This is a genomic window from Streptomyces antioxidans (assembly GCF_000968685.2).
Classification (GTDB): domain Bacteria; phylum Actinomycetota; class Actinomycetes; order Streptomycetales; family Streptomycetaceae; genus Streptomyces; species Streptomyces antioxidans.
The window spans coordinates 62,740-89,221 of the sequence record NZ_LAKD02000047.1 but is presented as its reverse complement, the minus strand read 5'-3'; the positions used below and the strand labels follow the sequence as shown (position 1 = coordinate 89,221).

The window sequence follows — 26,482 nt, the reverse complement described above, 5'->3', positions numbered from 1 at the left end:
ACCGCTGACCGGTGACCGGCGACCGGCGACTAGGTACGGCGGGCTCCAGTTCCGGAGTCCGCCGTACTCTCCGTTCGCCGTGTGTGAGTCGTCCGTCAGCCGTCCGTCAGCTCAGCAGGCCGATGATCGCGTCCGTGGAGTCCGTCTCCCCGAGCCGGGGGAAGATCCTCTCGACGCTGTTGCGGTGCGCCTCGGCGTCCATGTCGGTCATGGCGTCGGTCGCGAGGGTCACGTGGTACCCGTGCGCGTACGCGCCACGGGCCGTGGACTCCACCCCGATGCTGGTGGCGATGCCACCGAGCACCACCTGGGTCACCCCGCGGCGGCGCAGCTGGAGGTCGAGGTCGGTGCCGTGGAAGGCGCCCCAGGTGTGCTTGGTGACCACGATGTCGCCGTCCTCGTGGCCGAGCTCCGGCGCGAGGTCGGCGAAGTCGGCCGGGAACCGCCCGCCGCCCCCGCCCCGCTGCGCCTCGGTGCGGCCCGGGGCCCCGGCCACCACCCTGACCAGGACGACCGGCAGTCCGCGCTGGCGGAAGGCGGCGGCCAGCCGGGCGCCGCGCTCGATGACCTCGGCGGTGGGGTGGACGGTGGGCAGTCCGGTGATGCCCTTCTGGAGGTCGACGAGGACCAGGGCGGTGTTCGGGTCGAGCGTGGTGGCGGGCACGGTGCCTCCTGGGTGGGTCTGCGGGACGTCCGCAGGACGTATGGGGGAACGGAAGGTGATGCGTCAGGTGGGGGTACGGGTACGGGTGTGGCCGCGGCCGCGCAGGGCCCGGTCGGTGGCGGTCAGCGCCAGCACCGCGAGGCTGAGCGCACCCGCCACCATGGCGATGCCGTGCAGCCCGGCGGCGGTCGCCCGCTGCCCGTAGAAGAGCCCGATCAGCCCGGCGGCGGTGATCGCGCCCAGGTACTGCGAGGTGCGCTGGAGCCCGGCCGCCGCGCCGACGCTGGCCGGCGGGGCCTGGGCGTAGACGGCGGCCTGGTTGCCGGTCGAGGACAGCCCCTGCGGCAACCCGAAGAGGACCGCGGCCAGCAGCAGCGCGACCAGCGGGGTGGACTCGTCGGCGAGCAGCAGCACCCCGCTCCCGGCGGCGAGCAGGACGGCCGCGAGGACGAGCGGTGCGTAGATGCCCTTCGTACGGGCGCCGAGCAGTGAGCACACGGCGGCGGCGCCCGACATGGGCAGCATGATCAGGCCCGCGCGGGAGGCGGAGTAGCCGTGCCCCTCCTCGAGCCACTGTGCGTATCCGTACATGACCATGTAGATGACCAGGTACGCCGTGCCGTGGCGGAGGTAGGTGAGGGCGAGGGAGCGATTGCGGCCGATCATCCGCAGATCGATGAAGGGGCGGGGGCGGCGCAGCTGCCACCAGGTCAGTACGGCGGCGAGCCCCAGGACGGCGGGCAGCAGCGGCCAGTTGGGCCGCGCCAGGTCCATCAGGAAGATCATGAGGGTGGTGAGGGCGGCCGTGAACAGCGCGATCCCGAGCGGATCGAATGCCGCGCCCGCCGTACGGTTCCCGGGGCCCGCCGCGGTGTCCTCCTCGCTCGTCATGCGGGTCCTGGGGAGCCAGAGCAGCGCGAGCGTGATGCCGATCAGGGCCAGCGGCACATTGACCGCGAAGATCGCCCGCCATCCGGCCGTCGCGGTGAGCACCCCGCCCAGCACGGGTCCGACCGCCGCGCTGCCGAGCGCGGCGAGCGAGAGCCTTCCGAGCACGGGACGCGGCGTCTCCCGTCCGACGGCGGAGGACTGGGCGCGCAGCAGCGCCATCGCCGCCGGGTACGCGGCGGACGTACCGACGCCGAGCAGCACCCGCGAGGCGATCAGCCAGCCGAACGCGGGCGCGAGGGCGCCCACCAGCCCCGCGGCGCACACCACGAGCAGCCCGGAGACGAAGACCCGGCGCGGGCCGAGCAGATCCGCGAGCCGTCCCAGCGCGGGCTGTGCCACGGCGCTGGCGAGGTAGAGGGAGGCCACCAGCCAGGCGGTCCGCGCGGCGCCGACCCCGAAGTCATGGCCGATCGCGACCAGGCCGGTGGCGATCATCGTGGAGTTGACGGGGTTGAGGACCGAACCGATGAGCAGCGGGGCCATCAGCCGGGAGCCGAAGGGGTCGGCGGGTGCGTGACTCCCGCCCGCCGTTCCGGCTTCCGCCCCGGCCGCCGATAGGGCGGGCCTTCCCGCCGTGTCGGTCATTCCTGGACCAGTCGCTTGAGGAGTTCGGTGGCCTCGGCGAGGGTGCGGCGCTCATCGGCGTCGAGGCGGGTCTCGATCGCGTCCAGCAGCCAGCTCTGCTTGGCCTGCCGTACGGAGGTGATCGCCTGCCGCCCCCGCTCGGTGCTCGAGAAGACGACCTGCCGTCCGTCGGTGGGGTGCGGGGTCCGCTCCACCAGCTCCTGCTCCTCCAGCGCCGCCAGGATCATGCGCATCGACTGCGGCCGGACCAGCTCGGCACGGGCCAGCGCGGCGGTGGTGGTCGGGCCTTCGTTGGAGAGCCGACTGAGCACGGCGCGCTGGGAGGGGGTGAGCGCCCCCTGCGAGGAGGCCGCCCGCATGCGGCGCATCAGCTGGGTGACGACGGTGGCGAGGTCGACGGCGAGATGCGCCGGATCATGCGGGGCCATGGCTGGAGCATAGGAAATCGACAGTCAAGCTTGCAAGTTTGCCTGTCGTGTGCGGAGCAGGAAAAGCGCCCGTAGCACGGCCGTAACCGGTCCCGTAACACGCAGGGTGTCGAATGCGTGGCCTCGGGGTGTGCATCGTTCATCGTCCGATGGGGGAGGGGTGGCCATGGCGAGCGGGCAACTCCCGGCCGAGGTCGAGGAGTTCGCGACGTATCTGCGGGCGCTGACGAGACGGCTGGACGCCGGGGCGGGCTGGTACGGCGTCTTCGCCCTGCGCGACCCGGACGGGCTGCGGGCCTGTCTCGACGGCCTCGAGGTGCCGCCGTGGGACCTCGTCCAGTCCCTGCTGCAGGACCTCTCCGCCCAGCACGGCCCCGGGGTCGCGCAGGAGGCGGCGTCCCGCGCGGCGACCCTCTACCGCGCCTCGGTCGCGTCCCATGACGCCGGGCCCGGCCGCCGCGAGGCCCTTCAGGACCGCCTGGACGGCATGCTCCGCGAGCGGCACAACGCCGTCCGCCGCGAAGCCGACCTCCAATCGGCCCTGACCACGGCCGAGGACCCGGCCGCCCGGCACCGCCTCGCCACGGAGCTGGCCTGGGCCCAGGACGATTACCAGCGCGCCACCGCCCGCACGGAAGAACTCCACGCCCGCCTAGCGGCGCAGACCGCGCCGCGGGGGCCCCTCGCGGGTGCGCCCGCGCCCACGAGGGAGGGAGGGCGTCCGCAGGGAGCGAGCCTCGCGGTGGCGTACGAAGCGGTGGCGCACGAGGAAGGGGCCGACGCCACCACAGCGATGGCCACCGCACCGGGCGGTGTGCCGCTCGGGCATGTCGTGGGTGATGGGGTGGCGGCAGGGTCTGGTGGTGTGCCGCTTGGGCATGTCGTGGGTGAGGAGGTGGACGCCGGGCCTGGCGGTGTGCCGCTTGGGTACGCCGCGCGTGACATGGCGGCCTCCGGCCACAGTGCCGCGCCGCTCGGGTACTCCGCGCGTGAGGGGGCATCGGCTGGGGCCGCCGCCTCCGCGCCGCTTGGGCATGGTGCGCCCACCGTGCCCGGTGCCGCGCCAGTTGGGCGCGCCGCGCGTGACCCGGCGGCCAGCGGACCCGACAGCGAACCAGTGGCGGCCGGGGGCGACCCGGCGGCCACCGGGCCCGGTGGTGAACCAGCGGTCGCTGGGGGCGACGGGCCCGGCCAGCTCTCGGGGGCGGCCCCCGGGGCCGGTACCGTCCAGCACGCTTCTGGCCGTGCGAGGCCCCGGCCGCGCGGGGCGCGGTTCGCGGGGGTGGACGAGGAGGCGGACGCGGCGCTCGGGGTGTCGAACGTGGAGGTTGCGGCGATGAGCCCGGCGGCGGGGTCCACGTCGCCGGACGCCCCGGCCGGAGACTCGGCGCCCGTTGCGGATGGACCCTTCGACGCCACCGCGCAGGGCTCGGAGCCGACGACGACCGCGCCCCCGGCCGTTCCCGCCCCCGCGAGGTCGCGGCCGCGCGGGGCGCGGTTCGCTGGGGTCGGGGATGACGGCGCCGGGGTGGCGCCGGAGGCGCCCCCGGCCGCGACTCCCTCGGCGGAGGGCGGAGCCGGGGGCCGTGCTACGCCGCGTGGGGCGCGGTTCGCCGGGGCGTATGAGGGCGGGGACGGCGGCAGGCGTCGTAAGCGGGACCGGGCGGTGGACGACGCGCGGCGGCTTGCCCGTGAGGCGGCCGAGCGCGCGGCGGCCCGGCGTGCCGCCCAGGAGGCGGTGGCGCGGCTGGGCGGGCTCCGGGCGGCGGGCCGCTCCGGCGAGGCCCATGTCGTGCTGTACGAGGCCGCCGTCTGGCCCGCCGCGAGGCTGCCGGTGCTCGCGGAGGAACTGGAGCGCGCCGGGCTCGGGCCCGATGTGTCCACGCTGCTGTGGGAGACGGCGTGTCTGCCGCCCGTACAACTCGCCGCCGCCGCCGAGGCGCTGGTCGCGGCGGACCGTGGGGCCGACGGCGAGGGGTTGTTACGGCAGAGCGTCTCGCGCCCCGCCCCCGAGGTGGCCCACATCGCGAAGGCGCTCCTCGACGCGGGTGCCCCGGACAGGGCCGCGTTCCTGCTGGAAGCGCTCGTACGGGCCCGTACGCCGGAGGACGCGGCGCGTGCGGCGGCCGAGGACCCCGCCACGCTGGTGCCCCTGCTGCTTGACGCGGCCGCCGAGGTCTCCTCCAGCGCCCACCACGATCTGGCCCATGCCCTTCGCATGGCGCGGCTGCCGGGCGTTCCCGGTCTCGCCTGACGCGGGGGCGGGGCAGGGGGCTGAGGCGGGGTTCGTGTTGGTCGGCTCGGTTGGGTGCGGGTTTCGTCTCGCGCCTTCGGCGCATGTGAGCAGCGGCGGCGGGGGTGGGGGCGCGGCGCCGCCGCCGGGCGCCGGGCCGGTGGGTGTGGCCGCCGGTGGCGGCTTCCCCGGCCGACGGCTGCGGCCGTGCCGGACAGCGGGCCCGCCGGGTACCCCTCTCGAAATCGCTTGATAAATTAGTTGCTTCAGGTCAAGCGTTTTTTCAAGGGGTACCCGGAGGGCTCGTCAGTCCGGCGTCGGCCTCGGCTCCCAGACGCAGATGCCGCCACGGGCGCTCGCACCCACCGGCCCGGCGCCCGGCGATGCGGCGCCGCGCCCCCACTCCGCTGCCCCGTTGCTCAACCGCGCCGCAGGCGCGAGACGAAACCCGCACCTAGATGAGCCGAGAAGCCGCCGATAAAACACGAAACGTGATCGTCTTCGTTGAGTAACGGCGGCGGTATTGCCAGAGTGGTCAGTGCGCTCTTACGTTCTTCACAGCCCCGATTCTACGTGCGTAGACAACAGGTTGAGGAGCTGATCATGGCCAACCTCGTACGTGCCGCCCTCGTCCAGGCCACCTGGACCGGCGATACCGAATCGATGATCGCGAAGCATGAGGAACACGCCCGGCAGGCGGCCGCTCAGGGCGCCAAGGTGATCGGCTTCCAGGAGGTGTTCAACGCGCCGTACTTCTGCCAGGTGCAGGAGGCGGAACACTACCGGTGGGCGGAGGCGGTGCCGGACGGGCCGACCGTACGGCGGATGCAGGAGCTGGCCCGGGAGACCGGGATGGTGATCGTCGTCCCCGTCTTCGAGCTCGAGCAGTCCGGCTTCTACTACAACACCGCCGCCGTGATCGACGCGGACGGCAGCTACCTCGGCAAGTACCGCAAGCACCACATCCCGCAGGTCAAGGGGTTCTGGGAGAAGTACTACTTCAAGCCGGGAAACCTGGGCTGGCCGGTGTTCGACACCGCCGTGGGCAAGGTCGGGGTGTACATCTGCTACGACCGCCACTTCCCCGAGGGCTGGCGCGAGCTGGGCCTGGCCGGGGCGCAGCTGGTCTACAACCCCTCGGCCACCTCCCGCGGTCTGTCGGCCTACCTCTGGCAGCTGGAGCAGCCCGCCGCGGCCGTCGCCAACGAGTACTTCATCGCCGCGATCAACCGCGTCGGCACCGAGGAGTACGGCGACAACGATTTCTACGGCACCAGCTACTTCGTCGATCCGCGCGGCCAGTTCGTCGGCGACGTGGCCAGTGACAAGAAGGAGGAGCTGATCGTCCGCGACCTCGACTTCGGCCTGATCGACGAGGTGCGCCAGCAGTGGGCGTTCTACCGCGACCGGCGGCCCGACGCCTACGAGGGGCTGGTGCAACCGTGAGCGGCGACCCCAGCGGCGGCCATAGCGGCCCCCAGGGCCAAAGCGGTGACCCCCGCGACGGCGGCCAAAGCGCCACCCCCCACGCCACCCTCCACGCCCGCCACCGGGCCGTACTCCCCGACTGGCTCGCCGTCTACTACCGGCGCCCCATCGAGATCACCCACGGCGAGGGACGCCATGTCTGGGACGCCGAGGGCAACCGCTACCTCGACTTCTTCGGCGGCATCCTCACCACGATGACCGCCCACGCCCTCCCCGAGGTCACCAAGGCGATCAGCGAGCAGGCCGGCCGGATCCTGCACACCTCCACGCTCTACCTCGACCGGCCCATGGTCGAACTGGCCGAGCGGGTCGCCGCGCTGTCCGGCATCCCGGACGCGCGGGTCTTCTTCACCACCTCCGGCACCGAGGCCAATGACACGGCCCTGCTGCTCGCCACCGCGTACCGCCGCTCCAACCAGGTCCTGGCGATGCGCAACAGCTACCACGGCCGCTCCTTCTCGGCCGTCGGCATCACCGGCAACCGCGGCTGGTCGCCCACCAGCATCTCCCCGCTGCAGACGCTGTACGTACACGGCGCGGTGCGCACCCGGGGCCCGTTCGCCGGGCTGTCCGACGGCGAGTTCATCACGGCGTGCGTGGCCGACCTCGAGGACGTACTCGGCCAGGCGCACGGCAATGTCGCGGCGCTGATCGCCGAGCCGATCCAGGGCGTCGGCGGCTTCACCTCCCCGCCCGACGGGCTGTTCGCGGCCTTCCGCGAGGTGCTTGACCGGCACGGCATCCTGTGGATCTCGGATGAGGTGCAGACCGGCTGGGGCCGCACCGGCGACCACTTCTGGGGCTGGCAGGCCCACGACGGCTCCGGGCCGCCCGACATCCTCACCTTCGCCAAGGGCATCGGCAACGGCATGTCGATCGGCGGGGTCGTCGCCTCCGCCCCGGTCATGAACTGTCTGGACGCCAACTCCATCTCCACCTTCGGCGGCAGCCCCGTCACCATGGCCGCCGGTCTGGCCAACCTCAACCACCTGGTCGAACACGATCTCCAGGGCAATGCCCGCCGGGTCGGCGGGCTGCTGATCGAGCGGCTGCGCGCCGCCTGCGCCGGTCTGGACGGGGTGCGCGAGGTCCGCGGCCGGGGGCTGATGATCGGCATCGAGCTGGTGGACCCGGGCACCGATGACCCATGGCACGAGGGCACGTCCGCCGTGCTGGAGGCGGCCCGCGAGGGCGGGCTGCTCATCGGCAAGAGCGGTGCGTACAACAGCAGCGTGCTGCGCATCGCCCCGCCGCTCAGCCTGACCGTCGCCGAGGCTGAGGAGGGCGCGGAAATCCTCGAAGCTGCCCTCAAGACCGCATTGGACACCACCCAGACCACCCGGTCCGGAAGGAGCGCGAGCTGATGTCCCGTACCGTGATCCGCGGCGGGCTGGTCGTCACCGCCGCCGAGGAGACCCCGGCCGATGTGTTGATCGAGGACGGCAAGGTCGCCGCCCTCGCCGCGCCCGGCAGCGAGTGGGCCCAGGGCTGGACCGCCGACCGCACGATCGACGCCACCGGCAAGTACGTCATCCCGGGCGGCGTCGACGGGCACACCCACATGGAGATGCCGTTCGGCGGCACCTTCGCCTCCGACACCTTCGAGACCGGCACCCGGGCGGCGGCCTGGGGCGGCACCACCACCATCGTGGACTTCGCCATCCAGTCGGTGGGCCACGCCCTGCGCGAGGGGCTGGACGCCTGGCACCTCAAGGCGCGCGGCAACTGCGCCATCGACTACGGCTTCCACATGATCCTCTCCGATGTGAACGAGAGCTCGCTCAAGGAGATGGACCTCCTGGTGGGGGAGGGCGTGAGCAGCTTCAAGCTGTTCATGGCCTATCCGGGGGTCTTCTACAGCGACGACGGGAAGATCCTTCGCGCCATGCAGCGCGCCGCCGACAACGGCGGGCTGATCATGATGCACGCCGAGAACGGCATCGCCATCGACGTCCTGGTGGAGCAGGCCCTGGCCGAGGGCAGGACCGACCCCCGCTACCACGGTGAGGTCCGTAAGGCGCTGCTGGAGTCGGAGGCGACCCATCGCGCCATTCAGCTCGCCCGGGTGGCCGGCGCCCCGCTGTATGTGGTCCACGTATCGGCCGAGGAGGCCGTCGGGGAGCTGATCCGCGCCCGTGACCTGGGGCTTCCGGTCTTCGGCGAGACCTGTCCGCAGTATCTGTTCCTGTCCACGGACAACCTCGCCGAACCGGACTTCGGCGGCGCCAAATACGTGTGCTCCACCCCGCTCCGGCCCGTCGAGCACCAGGCCGCGCTGTGGCGGGGGCTGCGGACCAATGACCTCCAGGTGGTCTCCACCGACCACTGCCCGTTCTGCTTCACCGGGCAGAAGGAGCTGGGCCGCGGCGACTTCTCCAAGATCCCCAACGGTATGCCGGGCGTGGAGCACCGGATGGACCTGCTCCACCAGGCCGTGGTGGACGGCCACATCTCCCGCCGCCGCTGGATCGAGATCGCCTGCGCCACCCCGGCCAGGATGTTCGGCCTCTATCCGCGCAAGGGCACCATCGCCCCCGGCGCCGACGCCGACATCGTCGTCTACGATCCGCTGGCCCGGCAGACCCTGTCCGCCGAGACCCACCACATGAACGTCGACTACTCGGCGTACGAGGGCAAGCAGATCACCGGGCAGGTGGAGACCGTGCTCTCGCGCGGTGTCCCCGTCATCAACCGGCGGGAGTACACCGGACGTGCCGGGCACGGCCAGTTCCTCACCCGCGACACCTGTCAGTACCTGAGCTGACCCAGGGAGCGAGCATGGACTTCGGACTCGTGCTGCAGACCGATCCACCCGCCTCGGCCGTCGTCGAGCTGATGCGCCGCGCCGAGCGCAATGGCTTCGGCTACGGCTGGACGTTCGACTCCGCCGTGCTGTGGCAGGAGCCGTTCGTCATCTACAGCCAGATCCTGGCCAGGACCGAGCGGCTGATCGTCGGCCCCATGGTCACCAATCCCGGCACCCGCACCTGGGAGGTGACCGCTTCCACCTTCGCCACCCTCAACGAGATGTACGGCAACCGCACCGTCTGCGGCATCGGCCGCGGCGACTCCGCGCTGCGGGTGGCGGGGCGCAGGCCCAACACCCTCGCCCGCCTCGAGGACGCCATCGGCGCCATCCGCGACCTGGCGGAGGGCCGGGAGGCCGTCGTGGACGGCAGCCCGCTGCGCATCCCCTGGATCGAGGACGGCAGGCTGCCGGTGTGGATGGCGGCGTACGGCCCCAAGGCGCTCGCGCTGGCCGGGCGGAAGGCCGACGGCTTCATCCTCCAGCTCGCCGACCCGTTCCTGACGGAGTGGATGGTCAAGGCGGTGCGCTCGGCCGCGGCCGAGGCGGGGCGCGACCCGGACGCGGTCACCATCTGCGTCGCCGCCCCCGCGTATGTCGGGGACGACCTGGACCACGCCCGTGAGCAGTGCCGCTGGTTCGGCGGCATGGTCGGCAACCACGTGGCCGACCTGGTCTCCCGCTACGGCGAGCACTCCGGCGCGGTGCCCGGGTCGCTGACCGCGTACATCAAGGAGCGGCAGGGATACGACTACGCCCACCACGGCCGGGCCGGGAATCCGGACACGGCCTTCGTGCCCGACGAGATCGTGGACCGGTTCTGTCTGCTCGGCCCGCCCGAGGCGCATATCGAGAAGCTGGAGCGGCTGCGCGAGCTGGGGGTCGATCAGTTCGCGGTCTATGCGATGCATGACGCGAAGGAGCGCACCCTCGACGCGTACGGCGAACACGTCATCCCCGCGCTCACCGACTGACCCGCTTCTCGGGCTGGCCGTCGAGCCACGCTGCCGGTCAGGGAGGGATGCGCGGCAGTCCCTCCCTTCACCTCGATGACACCTTCCCGCGGTCGCCGGGTCACCCGCTGTCGCGGAGACATGATTCGATGAACACATGATCGATGAATTTCTCGCCGGTGATCTCGGCGCGGTGGAGGAGGCGGTACGCGCGGCGGTCGCCGAGCAGGTCATGCCGCGCTTCCGGCAGCTCGCCGCCCATGAGATCGTCGAGAAGCAGGGCCCGCACGACCTGGTCACCACCGCCGACCGGCAGGCCGAGGAGCAGCTGACCGACGCCCTCGGCAAGCTGCTGCCCGGCTCCGTGGTGGTGGGCGAGGAGGCGGTGCACGCCGACCCGGCCGTGCTCACCGCCCTCGGCGGCGACGCGCCCGTCTGGATCGTCGACCCGGTCGACGGCACCCGGCAGTTCGTCCACGGCGACCCCGGCTTCGCCACGCTGGTCACCCTCGCCCACCGAGAAGAGCTCCTCGCGTCCTGGACCTACGCCCCGGTGCTCGGTCTGATGGCCACCGCCCGCCGAGGCGGGGGCGCACTGCTGAACGGCGAGCCGGTCCACAGTGGCTCCCCGGAGCCGGGCACCCCCCTCCACGTCGCCATCTCCCACTACGACTTCACCACCGACGCGGAGAAGCGCACCCTGTCGGGCCTGCGGGCGCCGGGGATCGAGGCGCGCCCCTGCGGCTCGGCCGGTCTGGAGTATCTGAACGTGGCCCGGGGGCAGCTCGACGGCGTCGCCTTCACCTGGGAGAACGCCTGGGACCACGCCGCCGGTCTGCTGCTGGTCGACGAGGCGGGCGGGGCACACAGCACGCTCGACGGCAAGCCGTTCCGCATCACCGGGGGCAACGCCCTTCCTTTCACGGCGGCCAGGGACGAGGCGGCCGTTCGGCATATCCTGGGCCTGCTGGCCGACGCCGGCTGACCGTTCCACCGATACCTCAAGGACGAGGGGGAGCCGACGTGCCGTCCATGCTCGACGCGGTCGTAGTGGGTGCCGGACCGAACGGGCTGACCGCGGCCGTCGAACTCGCCCGCCGCGGCTGCGCGGTGGAGGTCTTCGAGGCCGCGGACACCATCGGCGGGGGCTCACGCACCGAAGAGCTGACCCTCCCCAGCTTCCGGCACGATCCCTGCTCCGCCGTGCACCCCCTCGCCATCGGCTCCCCGGCCTTCGAGCGGATGCCGCTGGCCCGGTACGGCCTGGAATGGCTCCACCCCGAGCTGCCGCTGGCCCACCCCTTCCCGGACGGCACGGCCGCGGTGCTGGCCCGCTCGGTCGGCGAGACCGCCATGTCGCTCGGCCCCCGCGACGCCGGTACCTACCGACGGCTGCTGGCGCCCTACCTGGGCCGCTGGGCCACCCTCGCCCCCGATCTGCTGCGCGCCCACTGGGACGGGCTGCCCCGCGACCCGATCACCTGGGCCCGCTTCGGGCTGCACGCGCTCCAGCCGGTCTCCCTGCTCGCGGGCCCGCTGCGGTTCCGCGACGAGAAGGCGCGCGCCCTGTTCGCCGGGCTGGCCGGGCACGCCATCGCGCCCACCAGCGCACCGGCCACCGGCGGCCCCGCCCTGATGTTCGCCATCGCGGCCCATGAGGTCGGCTGGCCGATCCCGCGCGGCGGCTCCCAGTCGATCGTGGACGCGCTGGGGGCGTACCTGCGCGCACACGGCGGGGCGATCCACGTCTCCACCGAGGTCAAGCGGCTGGACGAGCTGCCGCCCGCCCGCGCCTACATCTTCGACACCTCGCCGCGGGCCCTGGCCCGTATCGCCGGACTCGGCAACGCCTACCGCCGCTACCGCTACGGGGCCAGCGCCTTCAAAATCGACTACGCGCTGTCCGGACCGGTGCCCTGGACCGCGCCCGACGCCCGCCGCGCGGGCACCGTCCACGTCGGCCCCACCTCCGGCGAGATCGGCGCGGCGCTGCGGGCCGCCGTCGACGGCCGCGACCCCTCCGTGCCGTTCCTGATCACCGCCCAGCCCAGCCTCCTCGACCCCTCCCGCGCCCCGGAGGGCAAGCACACCTTCTGGGCCTACGGCCATGTGCCCAGCGGCTGGAAGGGCGACGCCACGGAGGTGATCGAGCGTCAACTCGAGCGCTTCGCCCCGGGTTTCCGCGATCTGGTCCTGGCCCGCACGGTGGCCGGGCCACCCGAACTCGCCGCCCGCAACGCCAACTACATCGACGGCGACATCGCCTGCGGCGCCTTCGAGGGCCTTCAGGCCGTCATACGGCCCAAGCTCGCCCGCGTCCCGTACGCCACCGCCCACCCGGCGGTCTACCTCTGCTCCTCCGCCACCCCGCCGGGCCCCGGCGTCCACGGGATGTCGGGTCACCACGCGGCACGCGCGGTGTGGCGGAGGCTGCGGGCGCGGTAGGCGGGTTATCGCCGCAGCGCGGGCTGCCGCAGCCGCAGCGCAGCATGCCACCGCCCCAGGCGGGACGCCGCCTCAGTGCGGGATGGTGTCGATGACCTCGCGGGCGCCCTGCCGGAGCAGTGCCACCGCGACCGACGTTCCCAGGGTGGCCGGGTCCAGGGGGCCCGCCCACTCATGGGCGTCCAGGACCGTCTTGCCGTCGGGGCTGAAGACCCTGGCGCGCAGCGAGAGGCGGCCGTCACGCTCGGCCCTGGCGTAGCCCGCGATGGGGGAGTTGCAGTGGCCCTGGAGGACATGCAGCAGCATGCGCTCCGCGGTGATTTCCTTCCAGACGGCGGCGTCGCCGAGCCCGGCCACGGCCTCGATCGTCTCGGTGTCGTCCTCCCGGCACTGGAGCCCCAGCACCCCGGCCCCGATCGGCGGGCACATCGTGTCCACCGGCAGGATCTCGCTGATCCGGTCCGTACGGCCGATCCGCTCGAGCCCAGAGACGGCAAGCAGCAGCGCGTCACACTCGCCCGCGTCCAGCTTCTCCAGCCGCCGGTTGGCGTTGCCCCGCATCGGCACGCACTCCAACTGCGGGTGGCTGATGGCCAGTTGGGCCACGCGGCGGACCGAGGAGGTGCCGATCCGGGTCCCCGTGGGCATCTCGTCGAGGGTCAGCCCGCCGGGGTGGATCACGGCGTCGCGGATGTCGTCCCGCTTGAGGTACGCGGCGAAGACCGTGCCCGCGGGCAGCGGACGGTCGGCGGGCACGTCCTTGATGCAGTGCACCGCGAGATCCGCCTCACCCGCCAGCAGCGCGGCGTCCACCTCCTTGGTGAACGCCCCCTTCCCGCCCAGCTTCGACAGCTCGCCCATCCACCGGTCGCCGGAGGTGGTGACCGGCACGACCTCCGTACGGATGCCCGGCCGCAGCGCGGCCAGCTCGGTACGGACCCGCTCGACCTGGGCGAGGGCCATGGGGGAGGAACGGGAGACGATGCGGATCAAATCGGCGGACGACATGGCGTAGAGGATAGGCCCTCGCGGCGGGCGCTATGTCCCGGCCCCCGGGAACCCCTCCGCGACCAGGGCGGCGAGATCGAGGTAGGCGTCGAGGGTCCTGGAAGCGAGCAGCCGGAGGTCGATCTCGCCCCGGTACGCCAGGTGCTCGTCGTACGGCACCACGGCCACGCCGCGGCAGCGGTCCCGGAACCCCGCCGTAAGGCTCTCGTAATGATCGGTCCAGGGCACGTCGTGGGACATGTTGACCACGGTGATGGCGCCTCGCACCAGGTCCGGGTGCCCGTCCTCGGCCAGCCGGTCCAGGGCCTGGTGGGCGCTCCTCATGTGCTCCACCGAGGGAGTGGTGACGACGATCAACTGGTCGGCGAGATCGGGGATCCCCCGCATGGCGCGGTGGAGCCCGCTGGTGTCCGAGTCGCTGAGGACGAGCGGGTAGTGCCGCGCCAGCAGGGCCATCACGCGGCGGTACTCCATGTCGTCGATCGGGGCCGCACGGCCCACGAGACTCCTCGGGGTGGGGTCGCCGAGAAGGACCTCGAGCCCGGAGGGCAGCCACGAGGTGAAGCGCCGGATGGCGTCGGCGTCGTCGCCGGACAGATCGGCGCGGGCCAGGTCGGCGATGGTCCCCCCGGACCAGCCGTCGCCGACTCGGGGGCCGGGGGAGTCGGCGCCGACTCGGCGGGTGAGGGAGTCACCGCCGGGCATCGCGTCCACCGCGATCACCTTGTCCTGGCGCTCGCTCGCGAGGACCGCGCCCAGGGCGAGGGTCGTGGCGGTGCGCCTGGCGTTGTAGGGAAGGCTGATCACCGCGATGCGGTGGCAGGACGGCAGCGGCGTACGGATGAGGTCCAGCTTGCGCCGCCGCTGCTCCGCCCTGGCCGACCGCCCGCCGAGCCCCACGAGCGCGGCCAGGCGCGAGCGGGTGGAGCGCGGGGGCTGCGGCTGCTCGGGGGCGGTCGTGGGGGCGGGCCCGGCGTCCGGTGCCCCGTCCGCCGCTGGGGGCGGGGCCGAGGTCTCGACCTCGTACGGCGTATGGGCCAGGGTCAGCACGGGCGGCAGGCACTGGACGAGGACGTCCGCCACCCGGCCCGCCGACGGCCGTCCCTCCGGCCGCTCGTCCAGACAGGCCGAGATGGTCGAGATCAGCTGGGGATCCCGCCATACGGCGCCCGTCTGGGAGAGCTGAGCGGTCGGCTGTGCGTCGCTCAGGGCGCGGAGGATCTCGCCCAGGGCGTAGACGTTGTCCGCGGCGGTGGGGGTCCCACGGCGGGCGTCGATGCTCGCGTCGGTCCAGCGGATGAGCTTCACCGTACGGCCGACGACGAGCACGGTGTCCGCCGTAAGGGTCCCGAGACCCACGCCCTTGAGCGAGCACATGTTCACCGCCTCGGCGATGCGCAGCCCGATGGTGGCGGCGTGCACGGCGTCCAGCGGGGGTGAGCCGTCGGACCTCCGGCCCAGCAGCGCGGACAGGGGCGGGGCCGGTGAGCCGTCGGGCAGGTGGATGAACTCCTGCGTGATCCACGGGGGGTCGAGGGAGGAGGCGTCCGCGAAGAGCCGTGGCGCGTAGTGCCCGGACATCCGCCGCAGCGCCTCCGCCTCGGTGCGCAGCTCCCGCTTCGCCCCCTCGGCGGTGCGGATCACGACCTGCCCCCTGGGGTCGTGTGTCGCACGGGCCAGATAGACGCCGTACCCACGGCTGCCGCCGAGCCTGCGGTGGGCGCGGTACTGGCCGAACGACGGCAGGTCGCTCGCGGGTTCGGTGCGGGGAGCGCCGGCGGGGTCGGGGGGCGCCGACAGCGGCGGTGCCGTGGTCAGATCCGCACCGCACGCGTCGCAGAAGCGGTCGTGCGGGTCCAGCGGATTGCCGCACAGCGCGCAGGTGGTGGGCCGCTCGGACCGCGGGCGCCGGGGGTGGGCTTCCCGTGCCCCGGCGTCCGGCCGGAAGTCGGTGAGGAATGCGCAGACCTGCGCGGCGGTCGGGCGGCCCTGCCGCTCCAGGCACGCCCGCACCATGTCCCGGACCGGCCGCCACGCGTCACCGCTCCAGCGCGGCATGTCATGGGCGTCCCGGCCGTACGCGTACTGCTGTCCCCCGCCGCCGAGGCACAGCAGGATGACGCCCAGCCCACCCACGTTCTCCTCGGGAGTGGGCGGGCCGCTCCCGAGGGTCGTCGGGGACGGCACACCGTCGATGCGGGCCGAGGACCAGCCGGTCACGAAGACGTCCTCGCCGGCGATGTGCACGGTGTTGACGGTGAGGTCGCCGTGTGCCATCCCCTCGGCCGCGCACACCCGCACCGCGTCCGCGATCCGCCGGGCGATCGCGAGGGCGGTGTGCCCGTCCCACTGATCGGCGCGCTCGAAGAGGACGTCGTGCAGCCGGTGGCCGAGGAACACTTCTTCGGCCACCCAGGGAACGTCCTCGTCCAGCCCCTCGCGCAGCAGCCGGGGCGCATGGCGGCCGTCCATCCGGCGCAGCGCCTCCGCCTGCACCCCGAGCAGGGCCGCGGCCCGCGGCGTGGGAAGCTCGGGGGCGACGGTGACGACGGCCTCCTCGCCGTAGGCGTCCTGGCCCAGATAGGGCACGACGCGCGCGCCCCGCGGCCCGGCCCTCCGCAGCCGGTACGGGCCGAGCACCCGCGGATCGCGGGATGCCAGAGGGCGCCACTGCAACGTCGCCGTCGTCGCTTCCGCTGTCGGAGTTGGCGTCGTTGTTGGCGTTGGCGTTGGCGTTGGCGTCGCGAACGCCGACGGCCGGGGCGGCGCTCCCAGCCGGGCCGCCAGTCGCCGCTCCACCGTGCTGAAGGGCCGGGCGCCGGGCGGGAGCCGGTGGCTGCCGCCCGGGTCGGCCAGCCAGGCCGGGAAGTCGGGGGAGCGGCCCGCCAGTTGCTCGAGCCGACGGCCGATCAGCCGACTGGTCGCGACCAGCTCCGCCAACGGCACCGCGCCCAGCAGCGCCCGCTGGGCCGCGTCGGTGAAGGTGAAGGGGCGGTGTTCGGGCGGCAGCGGGTCAGCACCCGCCGAGGCGGGCGGCTCGACGGGGCGCATCACGCCGCCCAGGAACACCTCGGCCAGCCGTCCGGTGTCGGTCCTGCCGTCCACCGCCTTCTGCACCATCCGCATCACGGGCACCGGCAGCGGGGCCACGGCGGCGAGATGGGCCGCCAGCCGGTACGCCTCCGGGGAGGCCGCGTCCCGGAACCGCTGGACGCGGCCCAGCTCATCCGCTGGGGCGGGGGTGGCCGGGGCGGCGCGGGGGCTGTCGGCTGGGCGGTCATGCTGGCCGTCGCGTGGCGGGACCAGCAGCGGGAGCACCGTCGTACCGCTCGCGGAGGCGATCAGCCGGGCCCAGTCGGCCAGCGGCCCGGCGTCCGGCTCCAGCACCGGAACCGGCACCCCCGCGAAGCGGGCCAGGGCGGCGGGCAGCACCGGATCCGCGACCGTCCAGTCCGCGTTGGCCGAACCCGGTCTGCGGGTCCGCACCTGCCAGCGCCGGGTGCGGATCCCGGAGCCCTCCCACAGCCGGGGCGGCAGCGCGTGCACCACCGCCGTGGGGCCGAGCCCCGCCCAGCGCGCCAGCACCCGGCCCATCCGCCCGTTCCGCCACGCCGTGCCCACCCCGTCGCTCACCACGAGCACCAGCGTGTGTCCGGAGGGGTCCGAGAGCGCCGTCGTGGGCAGCAGGGGCGCCTCCGGGGCGTAGGGGCGGGCGCGCAGCGCGGGGGCGCCACCGCCGCGCGTGTGCAGGCCCAGCACCCGGACGACCCGGAAGGCGCCCGAGCGCTGCAGTACGGTGCGCAGCTCGACGGCGAGCCGCCGCCACAGCAGCATCGACATGCCGTCGTCGATGACGAGCGCGAGATCGAGCCAGCGCTCACGGGCGGGGCGGGTCACCACGTCCGGCAGCCCGGTCTCGGCGAGCGCGGTGGCGGTGGCGGCCTCGTCGAACTCCCGCTTGAGCGGGTTGGGGCGGTGCTGTTTGAGCGGGCGCAGGGCGCGGCCGATGGAGAGCTCTTGGTGCAGCGCCTTGTCCTCGGGCACGCGCAGCGGCAGCGCGCGCCGCGCGTCCGGAGCCGCGCCCTCCGGACGGCCCTCCACAGCGGGCGCCTGGCCGCCGCCGTACAGACCGCGCAGCCGCTGCCCGCCCCCGCGCGGGGTCCGGGCGGGTCCCTGCTCCGGCGGGCCGTCCGGCCGCCGCTCGCCGGGGTCGCCGCCATTGGCCTGCGCGGTGCGGTCGGGTGCGGTCGGCCGGTCGGTCCGCTGGCCGAGCGGGGTCGGCGAGTCCGGGACGGAGTCCGAGTCTGAGGCCGAGGTCACGGGACGGGGCACGGGCCCGGGGCGGGTGGCGGGCAGCGCCGTCCCGCCGCGCATCACCGCCCGGGCCAGGGGCGCCCGCTCCACGCCGTCCTCGGGCAGCCGCCCGGCCAGCCAGAGCGCGTCGAGCAGCTCCTCCTTGGACAGCTCAAGCCCGCTGGACGCGAGAACCCCAACCGCCTCATCAAGCCGCCCCAGCCGCCCGGCGCGCCCTTGCCCGGCGTCGCTACGCTCCGTGTCGCCGGGCCCCGTGTCGCCCCGGTCCATGGGTCACACCGCCCCGCCCAGGCGGTGCAGCACCGCTTCCAGCAGGCCGTCCGCCGTTACGTCCAGGCCGCCCGCCCGTAGGAATACGGCGTTCAGCAACTGGTCGGTCGCCAGTTCGCGGGCCGCCCGGCGGCGGAGGAAGGCGTCCAGCAGCTGGTCGACGTCCTCCAGCGCGTCGTCTCCCAGATGCGCGGTGACGATCGCCCGCAGCCGTGACTCGTCGGGGGTGGGCAGCTCCAGCCGGACACAGCGGCGCAGGAAGGCGGGCGGGAAGTCGCGCTCACCGTTGCTGGTGATCACCACGACCGGGAACTCCTCGCACACCAGCCGGCCCCGCCGCACCGTGGCCCGCTCGCCCGCCCGCTCGGTGAACACCTCCACCACCGGCTGCTCCTCCGGCAGCCTGGCCAGCTCGGGGATCTCGAACTCGCCCTCCTCGAAGACGGTCAGCAGATCGTTCGGCAGGTCGACATCGCCCTTGTCGAGCTCGTCCACGAGCAGCACCCGGGGGCGTGCGCCCGGCACCAGCGCGGTGCCCAGCGGCCCGAGCCGCACGAAGCTGCCGATGTCGGGTTCGGCCTCGCCCCGGTCACGCGTCAGGGCCGTCTCGCGCAGCCGCCCGATCGCGTCGTAGCGGTAGAGCGCGTCCTGCACGGTGGAACGGCTGTTGACCGGCCAGCGCAGCACCTCGCCCAGGTCCATCTCCTGCGCGATCGCCCGCGCGAGCGAGGACTTGCCGGTCCCGGGGCTGCCGGTGACGAGCAGCGGACGCCGCAGATGGAGGGCCGCGTTGACCACGTCCGCGTGTTCGGGCTCGATCAGATACGGCGCCGGGCGCGCCGGACCGGAGGCGGACGGGGCCCCCTCGGGGACCGCCCGTTCCCCGGCGCCGAAGCGGCGCCACGGCGGGGCGGGCGGCATCTCCACGTGCCGGGGCACGCCGTCCCCCCGGAACAGCCGCCAGCCGGGCTCTTCCCGCGGATGCGGATTCATCGGGGAACCTCCCTCTCGGCCCGCCTCAGCGGACATCGCGCGCCTCCTGCCGTCTCGTCACCATGTCTCGGCGCCCCGCCACCGCGGCGCACCGTCACTCCGTGGGGTCCACAAGGTCCAGCCGCGGCAGCGCCCGCCCGGCGTCGGCCCAGGCGAGCACCGGCCGCCCGGGGTAGTCACCGGGCCGCTGCAGGGTCTTCGTGCGGTAGGTCCGTACGGCCTCGGGCAGTTGACGGGTGCCCGCCCCCGCAGCGTGGCGCACCGCCGGGGACCCCTGCTCCCCGCTGCGGTCCCACAGCACCACCGGAACGCCAGCCGCCAGACACATCTGCACCACACCGGTGCGCCGGTGGGCCGCCACATCGACGGTGACCCGCGCGGTGAGCCGTTCCATGAGCAGACCGCACACCGCCTCCGGGTCCGGGGCCGTGGCGTCGTCGATGTGCACGGGCTCCTCGGCCTCCAGCCGGGCCCAGCGCTCCCGCCACTGGTCCAGCATCGTGCCGCCGTTCAGCTCCCGCAGCTCGGGGCAGTTGACGACCAGGGGATACGGGGTGCCGAGCCGGATGGGGAGCACCGCTCCCGGCCCGGCGGCCTTCCAGCGGTCCACGGGCACCTCCAGGGCGTCCCGGTCCACGATCAGTTCGATGACGGGCCGCGGCCCCGAGGGGTCGGGGCGGCGCAGCGCGCCCACGGCGGCGAAGATCTCCTGGGCCACCTCCTGCGCACCGCGCGGCCGTTCACTGTCGTCGGACACCTGGCGCAGCCCGTCCCCGTCGTCGCACCACAGCCGCAGCCGGTAGCGCTCCGGCTCCTCCTCCCGCGCCGCCACCGGTGTGCCGCCCGGTGAGGGTTCGCACCGGTCCAGCCTCGCCACCACGCGGGGCGCGGTGCCCCGTGAGGCGTTACGCGCCCACTGCTCGGCGTCGTGGCGGCGGTCCATCAGGGCGGCGTCATGGACGCCGAGACGGCGGGCGACCGCCGCGTTCCACCGCCGCAGCGCGGCGCGCTGCTCCGTCGGGCAGCAGCCCGCGGCCACGAACTCGACGGCCCGCAGCAGGCCTGGCACGGCGGGAGCGGCCCCGTCGTCGGCGGGCGAGCTGTCCCCGTGCAGCCCTTCCACATGGGCGATCAGCGCCTCGAACCGCCCGCCCCGGCCGTCGCCGCCGACGTCTCGTTCGGGGCTGTGGTGACCGCCACCAGGGCCGTCGTGACCGCCACCAGGGCCGTCGTGACCGTCACCAAGCCCGCCGTGGCCGTCGCCGCCGGTGAGCAGCGCCGCGGGCAGGGCCGCCAGCGGCAGCGCCGCCCGTACGGCCCCGGGGACACCGGCCGCGGCGGCCTCGGGCAGGGCGCGCAGCTGGGCCAGCAGCCGCTCGTGCTCACCCGGCGAGAGCAGCTTGGGCAGCCCGCAGCGGCGGCCGATGGCGAGGAGGTCGTCGGCCACCGGGCCCGCCGTACCGCGCACCGCCTCGACCAGCGCGGGCAGCGCGCGCCCCCGGGTGAGCAGCAGTTGGGCGAACTCCTCCGCTGAGGGCACCCCGTCCGCGCGATGGCCGAGGCCGCACTGCCGGGCGACCGTACGGCAGCAGCGGATCCAGCCCTCGGACAGCGGCAGCGGCCCGTCCAGCAGGGCGACGAGCTCCGCGTACGCGGGGTGGTCGCTCAGGTCCTCCGCGGGCTGCCGGGGCAGCAAGTGGCCCGCCCCGGCGTCGTCCAGCTCCCGCGTCACCCGCTGCCAGGGGATCCCCCAGGCGCGGCGCGGCGTCCCCTGGATGCGGAGCTTCGCCGTCACGAGCCCGACGACGGCGTCCTCGTCGTTGGACCACAACGGGCCGCCGCTGTAGGCGGGTTCGATGTCCAGGGCGCGCTCGGCCCCGTCGAAGTAGCCGAACCGCCCGTCGCACGCGCTCACTTCGGCGTCCGCGAAAACCCCCGGCTCACCGCTGCCGTGCCAGGCCCGTACCAGCTGTCGCTTGGCCATCGGGTGCCAGCTCGGCGGCTCGATCGCGGGCGGCAGGGCGCCGTTCAGCCGCAGGACGGCGAGGTCGCCGTTCCACTCGAAGGCGCCCAGGCCGCCGTCGTCGGTGCGGGGCGGTATCCAGACCGCCAGCTCGGCATGGGCCTCGACGGTGTGCTCCGGTCCGTGGAGCCGTACGGACACGGCGATCGGGCCCGGGTGGTCCGGGGCGAGCATGTCCTTCCCCAGCGCGCTGTTGACCACATGAGCGCATGTCAGCAGATGGCGGCGCGGGAGCAGGACGCCCGCGCCCGCCGGTCTTCCGTCGGCCTTGGCGAGAATGGACACCGCGGGCCGTGACGAGCCCCCGTGGGCGTGGAACCACCCCATGGGCTTCAGGCCGCGGGGCCGGGCCGGGACGGCGGCTCCGCCGATACGGTCGGCTCCGGCCGCGCCGGTACGGGCTGCTCGGGCCGCTCGGACGGCCTCCAGGTGGCCGAAATGGTCAGGTTGGCATTGCCGTTGGCGCCCACGATGCCGAGCTTGAGGTCCTGGCCGACCTGCACCCCGAACTGCACGGTGAACTCCTGCGGCGGATGCGGAGCCGAGCTGACGGCGTCGTGCACATCCTGGAGCACCGGCCCCAGCCCTTGCAGGATGACGCCCAGACCGGCGCTGGCCAGCGTGGCCGCGGCCTGAGCACCGCGGCCCACCGGGGTCACGCCGCCGACGCCGCCGTAGGCGTCATCGGGGGAGGCCTCCCCTACGGGGGCCAGTTCCAGCCGTACGGTCGTGCCGTCCGCCAGGGGTATCTCACGGTGTTCCGTCACATTCCTCATCATGCCGATCATCAGGCGTCCGGTCTGCCCCTTCGCACCAAACGCCGCCGGAACGACGGACGCCGCGCGCAACGACGGGGTGCGTGCCGCCCGTAAGGTCAATGCGCCACCCGTAAGGTCAATGTCGGATTCCCGCGAGCCTGCCCCCGCCCCGCTGGCCGATGCTGGACCCATGCACACCGACACCGACCGGTGCCTCCGCGCCGCACAGGCGAAGGACGCCCGCTTCGACGGGTGGTTCTTCGTCGCCGTCGTGACCACCGGGATCTACTGCAGGCCGAGCTGCCCGGTCGTCGGGCCCAAGCCCGGGAACATGCGGTTCTACCCCAGCGCCGCGGCCGCCCAGCAGGCCGGATTCCGGGCCTGCAAGCGGTGCCGCCCGGACGCCAGCCCCGGCTCGCCGCAGTGGAACGAGCGGGCGGATCTGGTGGCCCGTGCCATGCGGCTGATCGCCGACGGTGTGGTGGACCGGGACGGGGTGCCGGGCCTGGCGGCCCGGCTGGGATACAGCACCCGGCAGATCGAGCGGCAGCTGCTCGCCGAGCTCGGCGCGGGCCCGCTCGCGCTCGCCAGGGCGCAGCGGGCGCAGACCGCGCGGCTGCTGATCGAGACCAGCGCACTGCCGATGGCGGACATCGCCTTCGCGGCCGGGTTCGCCAGCGTCCGCGCGTTCAACGAGACCGTACGGGAGATCTTCGCGCTCTCCCCGACCGAGCTGCGGCAGCGGGCCGGTCGGGGGCCGCTGAGCAGCGTGCCGGGGGTGCTCACGCTACGGCTGCCGTTCCGGGCGCCGCTGTGCCCGGACAACCTCTTCGGGCACCTGGCCGCCACCGCCGTCCCCGGTGTCGAGGAGTGGCGCGACGGCGCGTACCGGCGCACGCTGCGGCTGCCGTACGGGCCCGGGGTGGTCACCCTGGGCCCCAGGCCGGACCACATCGCCTGCCAGCTCTCCCTCGCCGACCTGCGCGACCTGGCCGGGGCGATCAGCCGCTGCAGACGGCTGCTGGACCTCGACGCGGACCCGGCCGCCGTGGACGACCTGCTGCGTACGGACCCTCAGCTGGCCCCGCTGGTCGACAAGGCCCCGGGGCGGCGGGTGCCGCGCGCGGTGGACGCGGATGAGTTCGCGGTGCGCGCGGTGCTCGGGCAGCAGGTGTCCACGGCCGCCGCGCGCACCCACGCCGGGCGCCTGGTGGCGGCCCACGGCGAGCCCGTGGAGGACCCGGCGGGCGGCCTGACCCACCTCTTCCCTTCCGTCCAGGCCCTCGCCGGGCTGGACCCCGAGAAGCTGGCCATGCCCCGCACCCGCCGCGCCACCCTCACCGGGCTGATCGGCGCGCTCGCCGGGGGACGGGTCGCGCTCGGCGTCGGCAGCGACTGGGACGAGGCCCGCGCGAGCCTCGGCGCGCTGCCGGGGCTCGGCCCCTGGACCGTCGAGGTGATCGCGATGCGGGCCCTCGGCGACCCGGACGCCTTCCTCCCGACCGACCTCGGAGTGCGCCGTGCCGCCGCCGAACTGGGCCTGCCCGCGACGCCCGCCGCCCTCACCCGCCACTCAGCCCGCTGGCGCCCCTGGCGCGCGTACGCCACCCAGTACCTCTGGGCCACGGACGCCGCCCACACCATCAACCACCTACCCGCGGCGTCATGACCCCGGCCCGCACCCGGCAACGAAACGGCGCCCCGCACACCGCGAAGCCGCCCAACCCGCACCGCACCACACCGCACGCATCACCCAGGCCCCCACGAGGAACGCCATGAACCGCACCCACACCACCACCGACAGCCCCTACGGCCCCCTCACCCTCGTGGCCACCGGCACCGACCTATCCGGCCTCTACATGGTCCAGCAACGCCACCGCCCACCCGAGGAGACCTTCGGCGGCCCCGGCGACCCGGCCGACGCCCCCTTCGCCGACACCATCCGCCAGCTCACGGCCTACTTCGCGGGCGAGCTGACCGAGTTCGACCTGCCGCTGAGCCTGGACGGCACGCCCTTCCAGCGCCGCGTCTGGGCCGAGCTGCGGGCCATCCCGTACGGCGAGACCTGGTCGTACGGCCAACTGGCCGACCGCATCGGACAGCCGACCGCCTCCCGCGCCGTGGGCCTGGCCAACGGCAAGAACCCGGTCGGCATCATCGTCCCCTGCCACCGCGTCGTCGGCTCGACCGGCAGCCTCACCGGCTACGGCGGCGGCCTGGACCGCAAGCGCCGCCTGCTGGAGTTCGAGGCACGGCAAGGCCAGCAAGACCAGCAAGACCGGCAGCAGGAGCTACCCGGCCTCTTCTGACGCGGGACGGGGGCGATCAGCCCCCGTCACCCACGGCGATGCGGTCCAACAGGACGGGCAGCGCCACACCGATGGGCTCACGCACGACCTCATCCGCAAGCTCGTCGTACGGCGTCGGCTCCGCATTGACGATGACCAGCCGGGCGCCATGCTCAACGGCCAGCCCGGCGAGCGAGGCCGCGGGCTGAACCTGCAGGGTGGTGCCGACCGCGATGAAGATCTCGCACGCCTGCGCCACCGCGACCGCCTCCGTCAGTACCTCCGGATCGAGGCCCTCCCCGAACATCACCGTGGCCGCCTTAAGGATCCCGCCGCACTCCCGGCACGCCGGATCCGCCTCACCCGCCGCGACCCGCTCCAGCGCCTCGTCCATCCCGGACCGCACCTCGCAGTGGGTGCACCGTACGGCCCGCGCGGTGCCGTGCAGCTCCAGCACCTTGCGCCCGGGCATCCCGGCGATCTGGTGCAGCCCGTCCACGTTCTGGGTGATCACCCGCACCGGCACCCCCGAGCGCTCCAGCCGGGCGACGGCCTCGTGCGCCCCGTTGGGCCGGGCGCCCAGCGCCTCGCTGTCGCGCCGCAGCCGCCACGAGCGGCGCCGGATCTCGGGGTCGGTCATGTAGTACTCGTACGTCACAAGCTTCTCGGCCTCGGGATCGCGCCGCCACAGCCCCTGCGGACCGCGGTAGTCGGGGGTCTCCGGAGTCGGTGGAGATGCCCGCCCCGCTGAGGATCGCCACCATCGGCCGGTGCGTCGTCTCGCTGCTCATGCGGTGAGCGTACGCACGCCGCGCGGCCGACGGCGAGCACCGGTGCGGCAGCGGCCACAGCCCGCCGCGGCGGTGGGCGGGCGGGCTCCCAGCTGAGGTGGGTGTACCGGTGCGGCCCCGCCGGATAGGGTCACAGCGGCGCGACCACCTGTGCGAATGCGAGGGGTTACGAAGGTGACGGAGGCTTCGGAGGACTCGAAGACGGAATCCACGGCAGGGACCAGGACCGGGACCGGGAGCGAGACCGTGGCGGGGACCAGGACATGGGCGCAGGGGCAGGCGACACCCCCGAAGCGCGTGCTGATCGCCGCGGACAAGTTCAAGGGCTCGCTCACGGCGGTGGAGGTCGCCGAGCGCGTCACGGCGGGTCTGCGCCGCGGCGCGCCCCGCGGCGGCGAGGGCTTGCGGATCGCCGCGCTGCCCGTGGCCGACGGCGGGGACGGCACGGTGGACGCGGCGGTCGCGGCCGGGTTCGAACGGCGCGGGGCGAGGGTCACCGGGCCGCTGGGCGCGCCGGTGACGGCGTCGTACGCGCTGCGCGGGACCACGGCCGTGGTGGAGATGGCCGAGGCATCCGGGCTGCGCCATCTGCCGGACGGGGTCTTCGCGCCGCTCACCGCGACCACGTACGGCAGCGGGGAGCTGCTGCGCGCGGCGCTGGACGCGGGCGCCCGCACGATCGTGTTCGGCGTGGGCGGCAGCGCCACGACGGACGGGGGTGCGGGGATGCTCAGCGCGCTGGGTGCGCGTTTCCTGCGGGAGGACGGCACCCCTGTCGCACCGGGCGGGGGCCCGCTGTGCGACCTCGCCACGGCCGATCTGTCCGGCCTCGACCCGCGCCTCGCCGACACCGAGACGGTGCTGGCCAGCGATGTCGACAATCCGCTGACCGGGCCGAAGGGCGCGGCGGCGGTCTACGGCCCGCAGAAGGGCGCGGCCGAGGACGATGTGGCGGCCCTGGACGCCGCCCTCGCCCACTACGCGCGCGTCCTGGAACGCGCGGTCGGGGCGACGGCAGCCGAGTGTGCCCTCGCACCCGGCGCGGGCGCGGCGGGCGGCATCGGCTTCGGCGCCCTCGTCGGCCTGGGCGCGACCTTCCGCTCCGGTATCGAGGTGATGCTCGACGTCCTCGGCTTCCCGGCCGCGCTGGAGGGCACGGACCTGGTGATCACGGGGGAGGGCTCGCTGGACGAGCAGACCCTCCACGGCAAGGCCCCGGCAGGCGTCGCGGCGGCGGCCCGCGCCCGGGGCATCGAGGTGGTCGCGGTCTGCGGCCGCCTCGCGCTGGCCCCCGCGGCCCTGGGCAACGCGGGCATCCGCCGTGCCTACGCCCTCACCGACCTGGAACCGGACCCGACCCGCTGCATCGCCGAAGCGGGCCCCCTCCTCGAACGCACCGCCCACCGCCTGGCGGCGGACTTCCTCACCTGACACCGGCCCCACCGGGCGTTTCGTTCCCCATCCCGCCGGGCCACCCGGACACG

The 26,482-nt window shown here is 74.2% G+C and carries 18 protein-coding genes and 1 pseudogene; 10 read left to right on the top strand and 9 right to left on the bottom strand.

The window, feature by feature from the left end:
• Nucleotides 1-106: 106 nt before the first annotated feature.
• The 3 genes from VT50_RS19155 to VT50_RS19145 form a co-directional block, all read right to left on the bottom strand.
• Nucleotides 107-664, bottom strand: a complete 558-nt coding sequence (locus tag VT50_RS19155) for an isochorismatase family protein (RefSeq protein ID WP_046090993.1) — start codon at nt 662-664, stop codon at nt 107-109.
• 63 nt (nt 665-727) lie between these two features.
• Nucleotides 728-2,200, bottom strand: a complete 1,473-nt coding sequence (locus VT50_RS19150; RefSeq protein ID WP_046090992.1) for an MFS transporter — start codon at nt 2,198-2,200, stop codon at nt 728-730.
• Nucleotides 2,197-2,628 carry a MarR family winged helix-turn-helix transcriptional regulator gene (locus VT50_RS19145; protein WP_046090991.1) on the bottom strand — a complete coding sequence of 144 codons (432 nt, stop codon included), beginning with the start codon at nt 2,626-2,628 and terminating at the stop codon, nt 2,197-2,199. Before VT50_RS19145 ends, VT50_RS19150 begins: the two co-directional genes overlap by 4 nt.
• A 166-nt stretch (nt 2,629-2,794) precedes the next feature.
• Between VT50_RS19145 and VT50_RS19140 the strand changes: the two genes are divergently transcribed.
• From VT50_RS19140 to VT50_RS19110, 7 genes are all read left to right on the top strand, one after another.
• Nucleotides 2,795-4,882, top strand: coding sequence for a hypothetical protein (locus VT50_RS19140; protein WP_079343857.1), 2,088 nt, complete (start codon nt 2,795-2,797; stop codon nt 4,880-4,882).
• Between the two features lie 582 nt (nt 4,883-5,464).
• Entirely contained in the window at nt 5,465-6,307 is an 843-nt protein-coding gene (locus VT50_RS19135) for a nitrilase-related carbon-nitrogen hydrolase (protein ID WP_046089181.1), read from the top strand.
• Complete coding sequence (locus VT50_RS19130) at nt 6,304-7,713, top strand: aspartate aminotransferase family protein (protein WP_338058332.1); 1,410 nt, start codon at nt 6,304-6,306, stop codon at nt 7,711-7,713. The genes VT50_RS19135 and VT50_RS19130 overlap by 4 nt, the downstream gene beginning before the upstream one ends.
• Nucleotides 7,710-9,113 carry a dihydropyrimidinase gene (gene hydA / locus VT50_RS19125; protein ID WP_046089182.1) on the top strand — a complete coding sequence of 468 codons (1,404 nt, stop codon included), beginning with the start codon at nt 7,710-7,712 and terminating at the stop codon, nt 9,111-9,113. Before VT50_RS19130 ends, hydA begins: the two co-directional genes overlap by 4 nt.
• Nucleotides 9,114-9,127: 14 nt before the next feature.
• A complete protein-coding gene (locus VT50_RS19120) occupies nt 9,128-10,129 on the top strand; it encodes a TIGR03842 family LLM class F420-dependent oxidoreductase (RefSeq protein ID WP_046089183.1) in 1,002 nt (333 codons plus the stop codon).
• A 136-nt stretch (nt 10,130-10,265) separates the two neighbouring features.
• Nucleotides 10,266-11,093, top strand: coding sequence for an inositol monophosphatase family protein (locus VT50_RS19115; RefSeq protein ID WP_046089184.1), 828 nt, complete (start codon nt 10,266-10,268; stop codon nt 11,091-11,093).
• A 47-nt stretch (nt 11,094-11,140) separates the two neighbouring features.
• Nucleotides 11,141-12,553: a phytoene desaturase family protein gene (locus VT50_RS19110; RefSeq protein ID WP_206269436.1), complete on the top strand. Its 1,413-nt coding sequence runs from the start codon at nt 11,141-11,143 to the stop codon at nt 12,551-12,553.
• 72 nt (nt 12,554-12,625) lie between these two features.
• Here VT50_RS19110 and hemC read toward each other — a convergent pair whose 3' ends face one another.
• From hemC to VT50_RS19085, 5 genes are all read right to left on the bottom strand, one after another.
• Nucleotides 12,626-13,561 carry a hydroxymethylbilane synthase gene (hemC, locus tag VT50_RS19105; protein ID WP_046089186.1) on the bottom strand — a complete coding sequence of 312 codons (936 nt, stop codon included), beginning with the start codon at nt 13,559-13,561 and terminating at the stop codon, nt 12,626-12,628.
• Nucleotides 13,562-13,591: 30 nt separating this feature from the next.
• Nucleotides 13,592-18,145, bottom strand: a complete 4,554-nt coding sequence (locus tag VT50_RS19100) for an SAV_2336 N-terminal domain-related protein (protein ID WP_240529217.1) — start codon at nt 18,143-18,145, stop codon at nt 13,592-13,594.
• A gap of 3 nt (nt 18,146-18,148) precedes the next feature.
• Nucleotides 18,149-19,138 carry an AAA family ATPase gene (locus VT50_RS19095; protein ID WP_046089187.1) on the bottom strand — a complete coding sequence of 330 codons (990 nt, stop codon included), beginning with the start codon at nt 19,136-19,138 and terminating at the stop codon, nt 18,149-18,151.
• Between the two features lie 94 nt (nt 19,139-19,232).
• Complete coding sequence (locus VT50_RS19090) at nt 19,233-21,446, bottom strand: VMAP-C domain-containing protein (RefSeq protein WP_240529216.1); 2,214 nt, start codon at nt 21,444-21,446, stop codon at nt 19,233-19,235.
• Nucleotides 21,447-21,493: 47 nt separating this feature from the next.
• Nucleotides 21,494-21,937 (bottom strand): CU044_2847 family protein, encoded by a 444-nt coding sequence (locus tag VT50_RS19085; RefSeq protein ID WP_240529215.1) that lies wholly within the window; start codon nt 21,935-21,937, stop codon nt 21,494-21,496.
• 172 nt (nt 21,938-22,109) lie between these two features.
• On the opposite strand from VT50_RS19085, the gene VT50_RS19080 reads away from it, so the two are divergent.
• Complete coding sequence (locus tag VT50_RS19080; RefSeq protein ID WP_046089190.1) at nt 22,110-23,588, top strand: DNA-3-methyladenine glycosylase 2 family protein; 1,479 nt, start codon at nt 22,110-22,112, stop codon at nt 23,586-23,588.
• 106 nt (nt 23,589-23,694) lie between these two features.
• On the top strand, nt 23,695-24,228 hold the full coding sequence (locus tag VT50_RS19075) for a methylated-DNA--[protein]-cysteine S-methyltransferase (protein WP_046089191.1): 534 nt from the start codon (nt 23,695-23,697) through the stop codon (nt 24,226-24,228).
• Between the two features lie 16 nt (nt 24,229-24,244).
• Here the strand turns inward: VT50_RS19075 and VT50_RS19070 are convergent.
• A pseudogene (locus VT50_RS19070) lies at nt 24,245-24,998 on the bottom strand (SIR2 family NAD-dependent protein deacylase).
• Between the two features lie 297 nt (nt 24,999-25,295).
• Here VT50_RS19070 and VT50_RS19065 point away from each other — a divergent pair.
• A complete protein-coding gene (locus VT50_RS19065) occupies nt 25,296-26,429 on the top strand; it encodes a glycerate kinase family protein (protein WP_046089192.1) in 1,134 nt (377 codons plus the stop codon).
• Nucleotides 26,430-26,482: the final 53 nt, after the last annotated feature.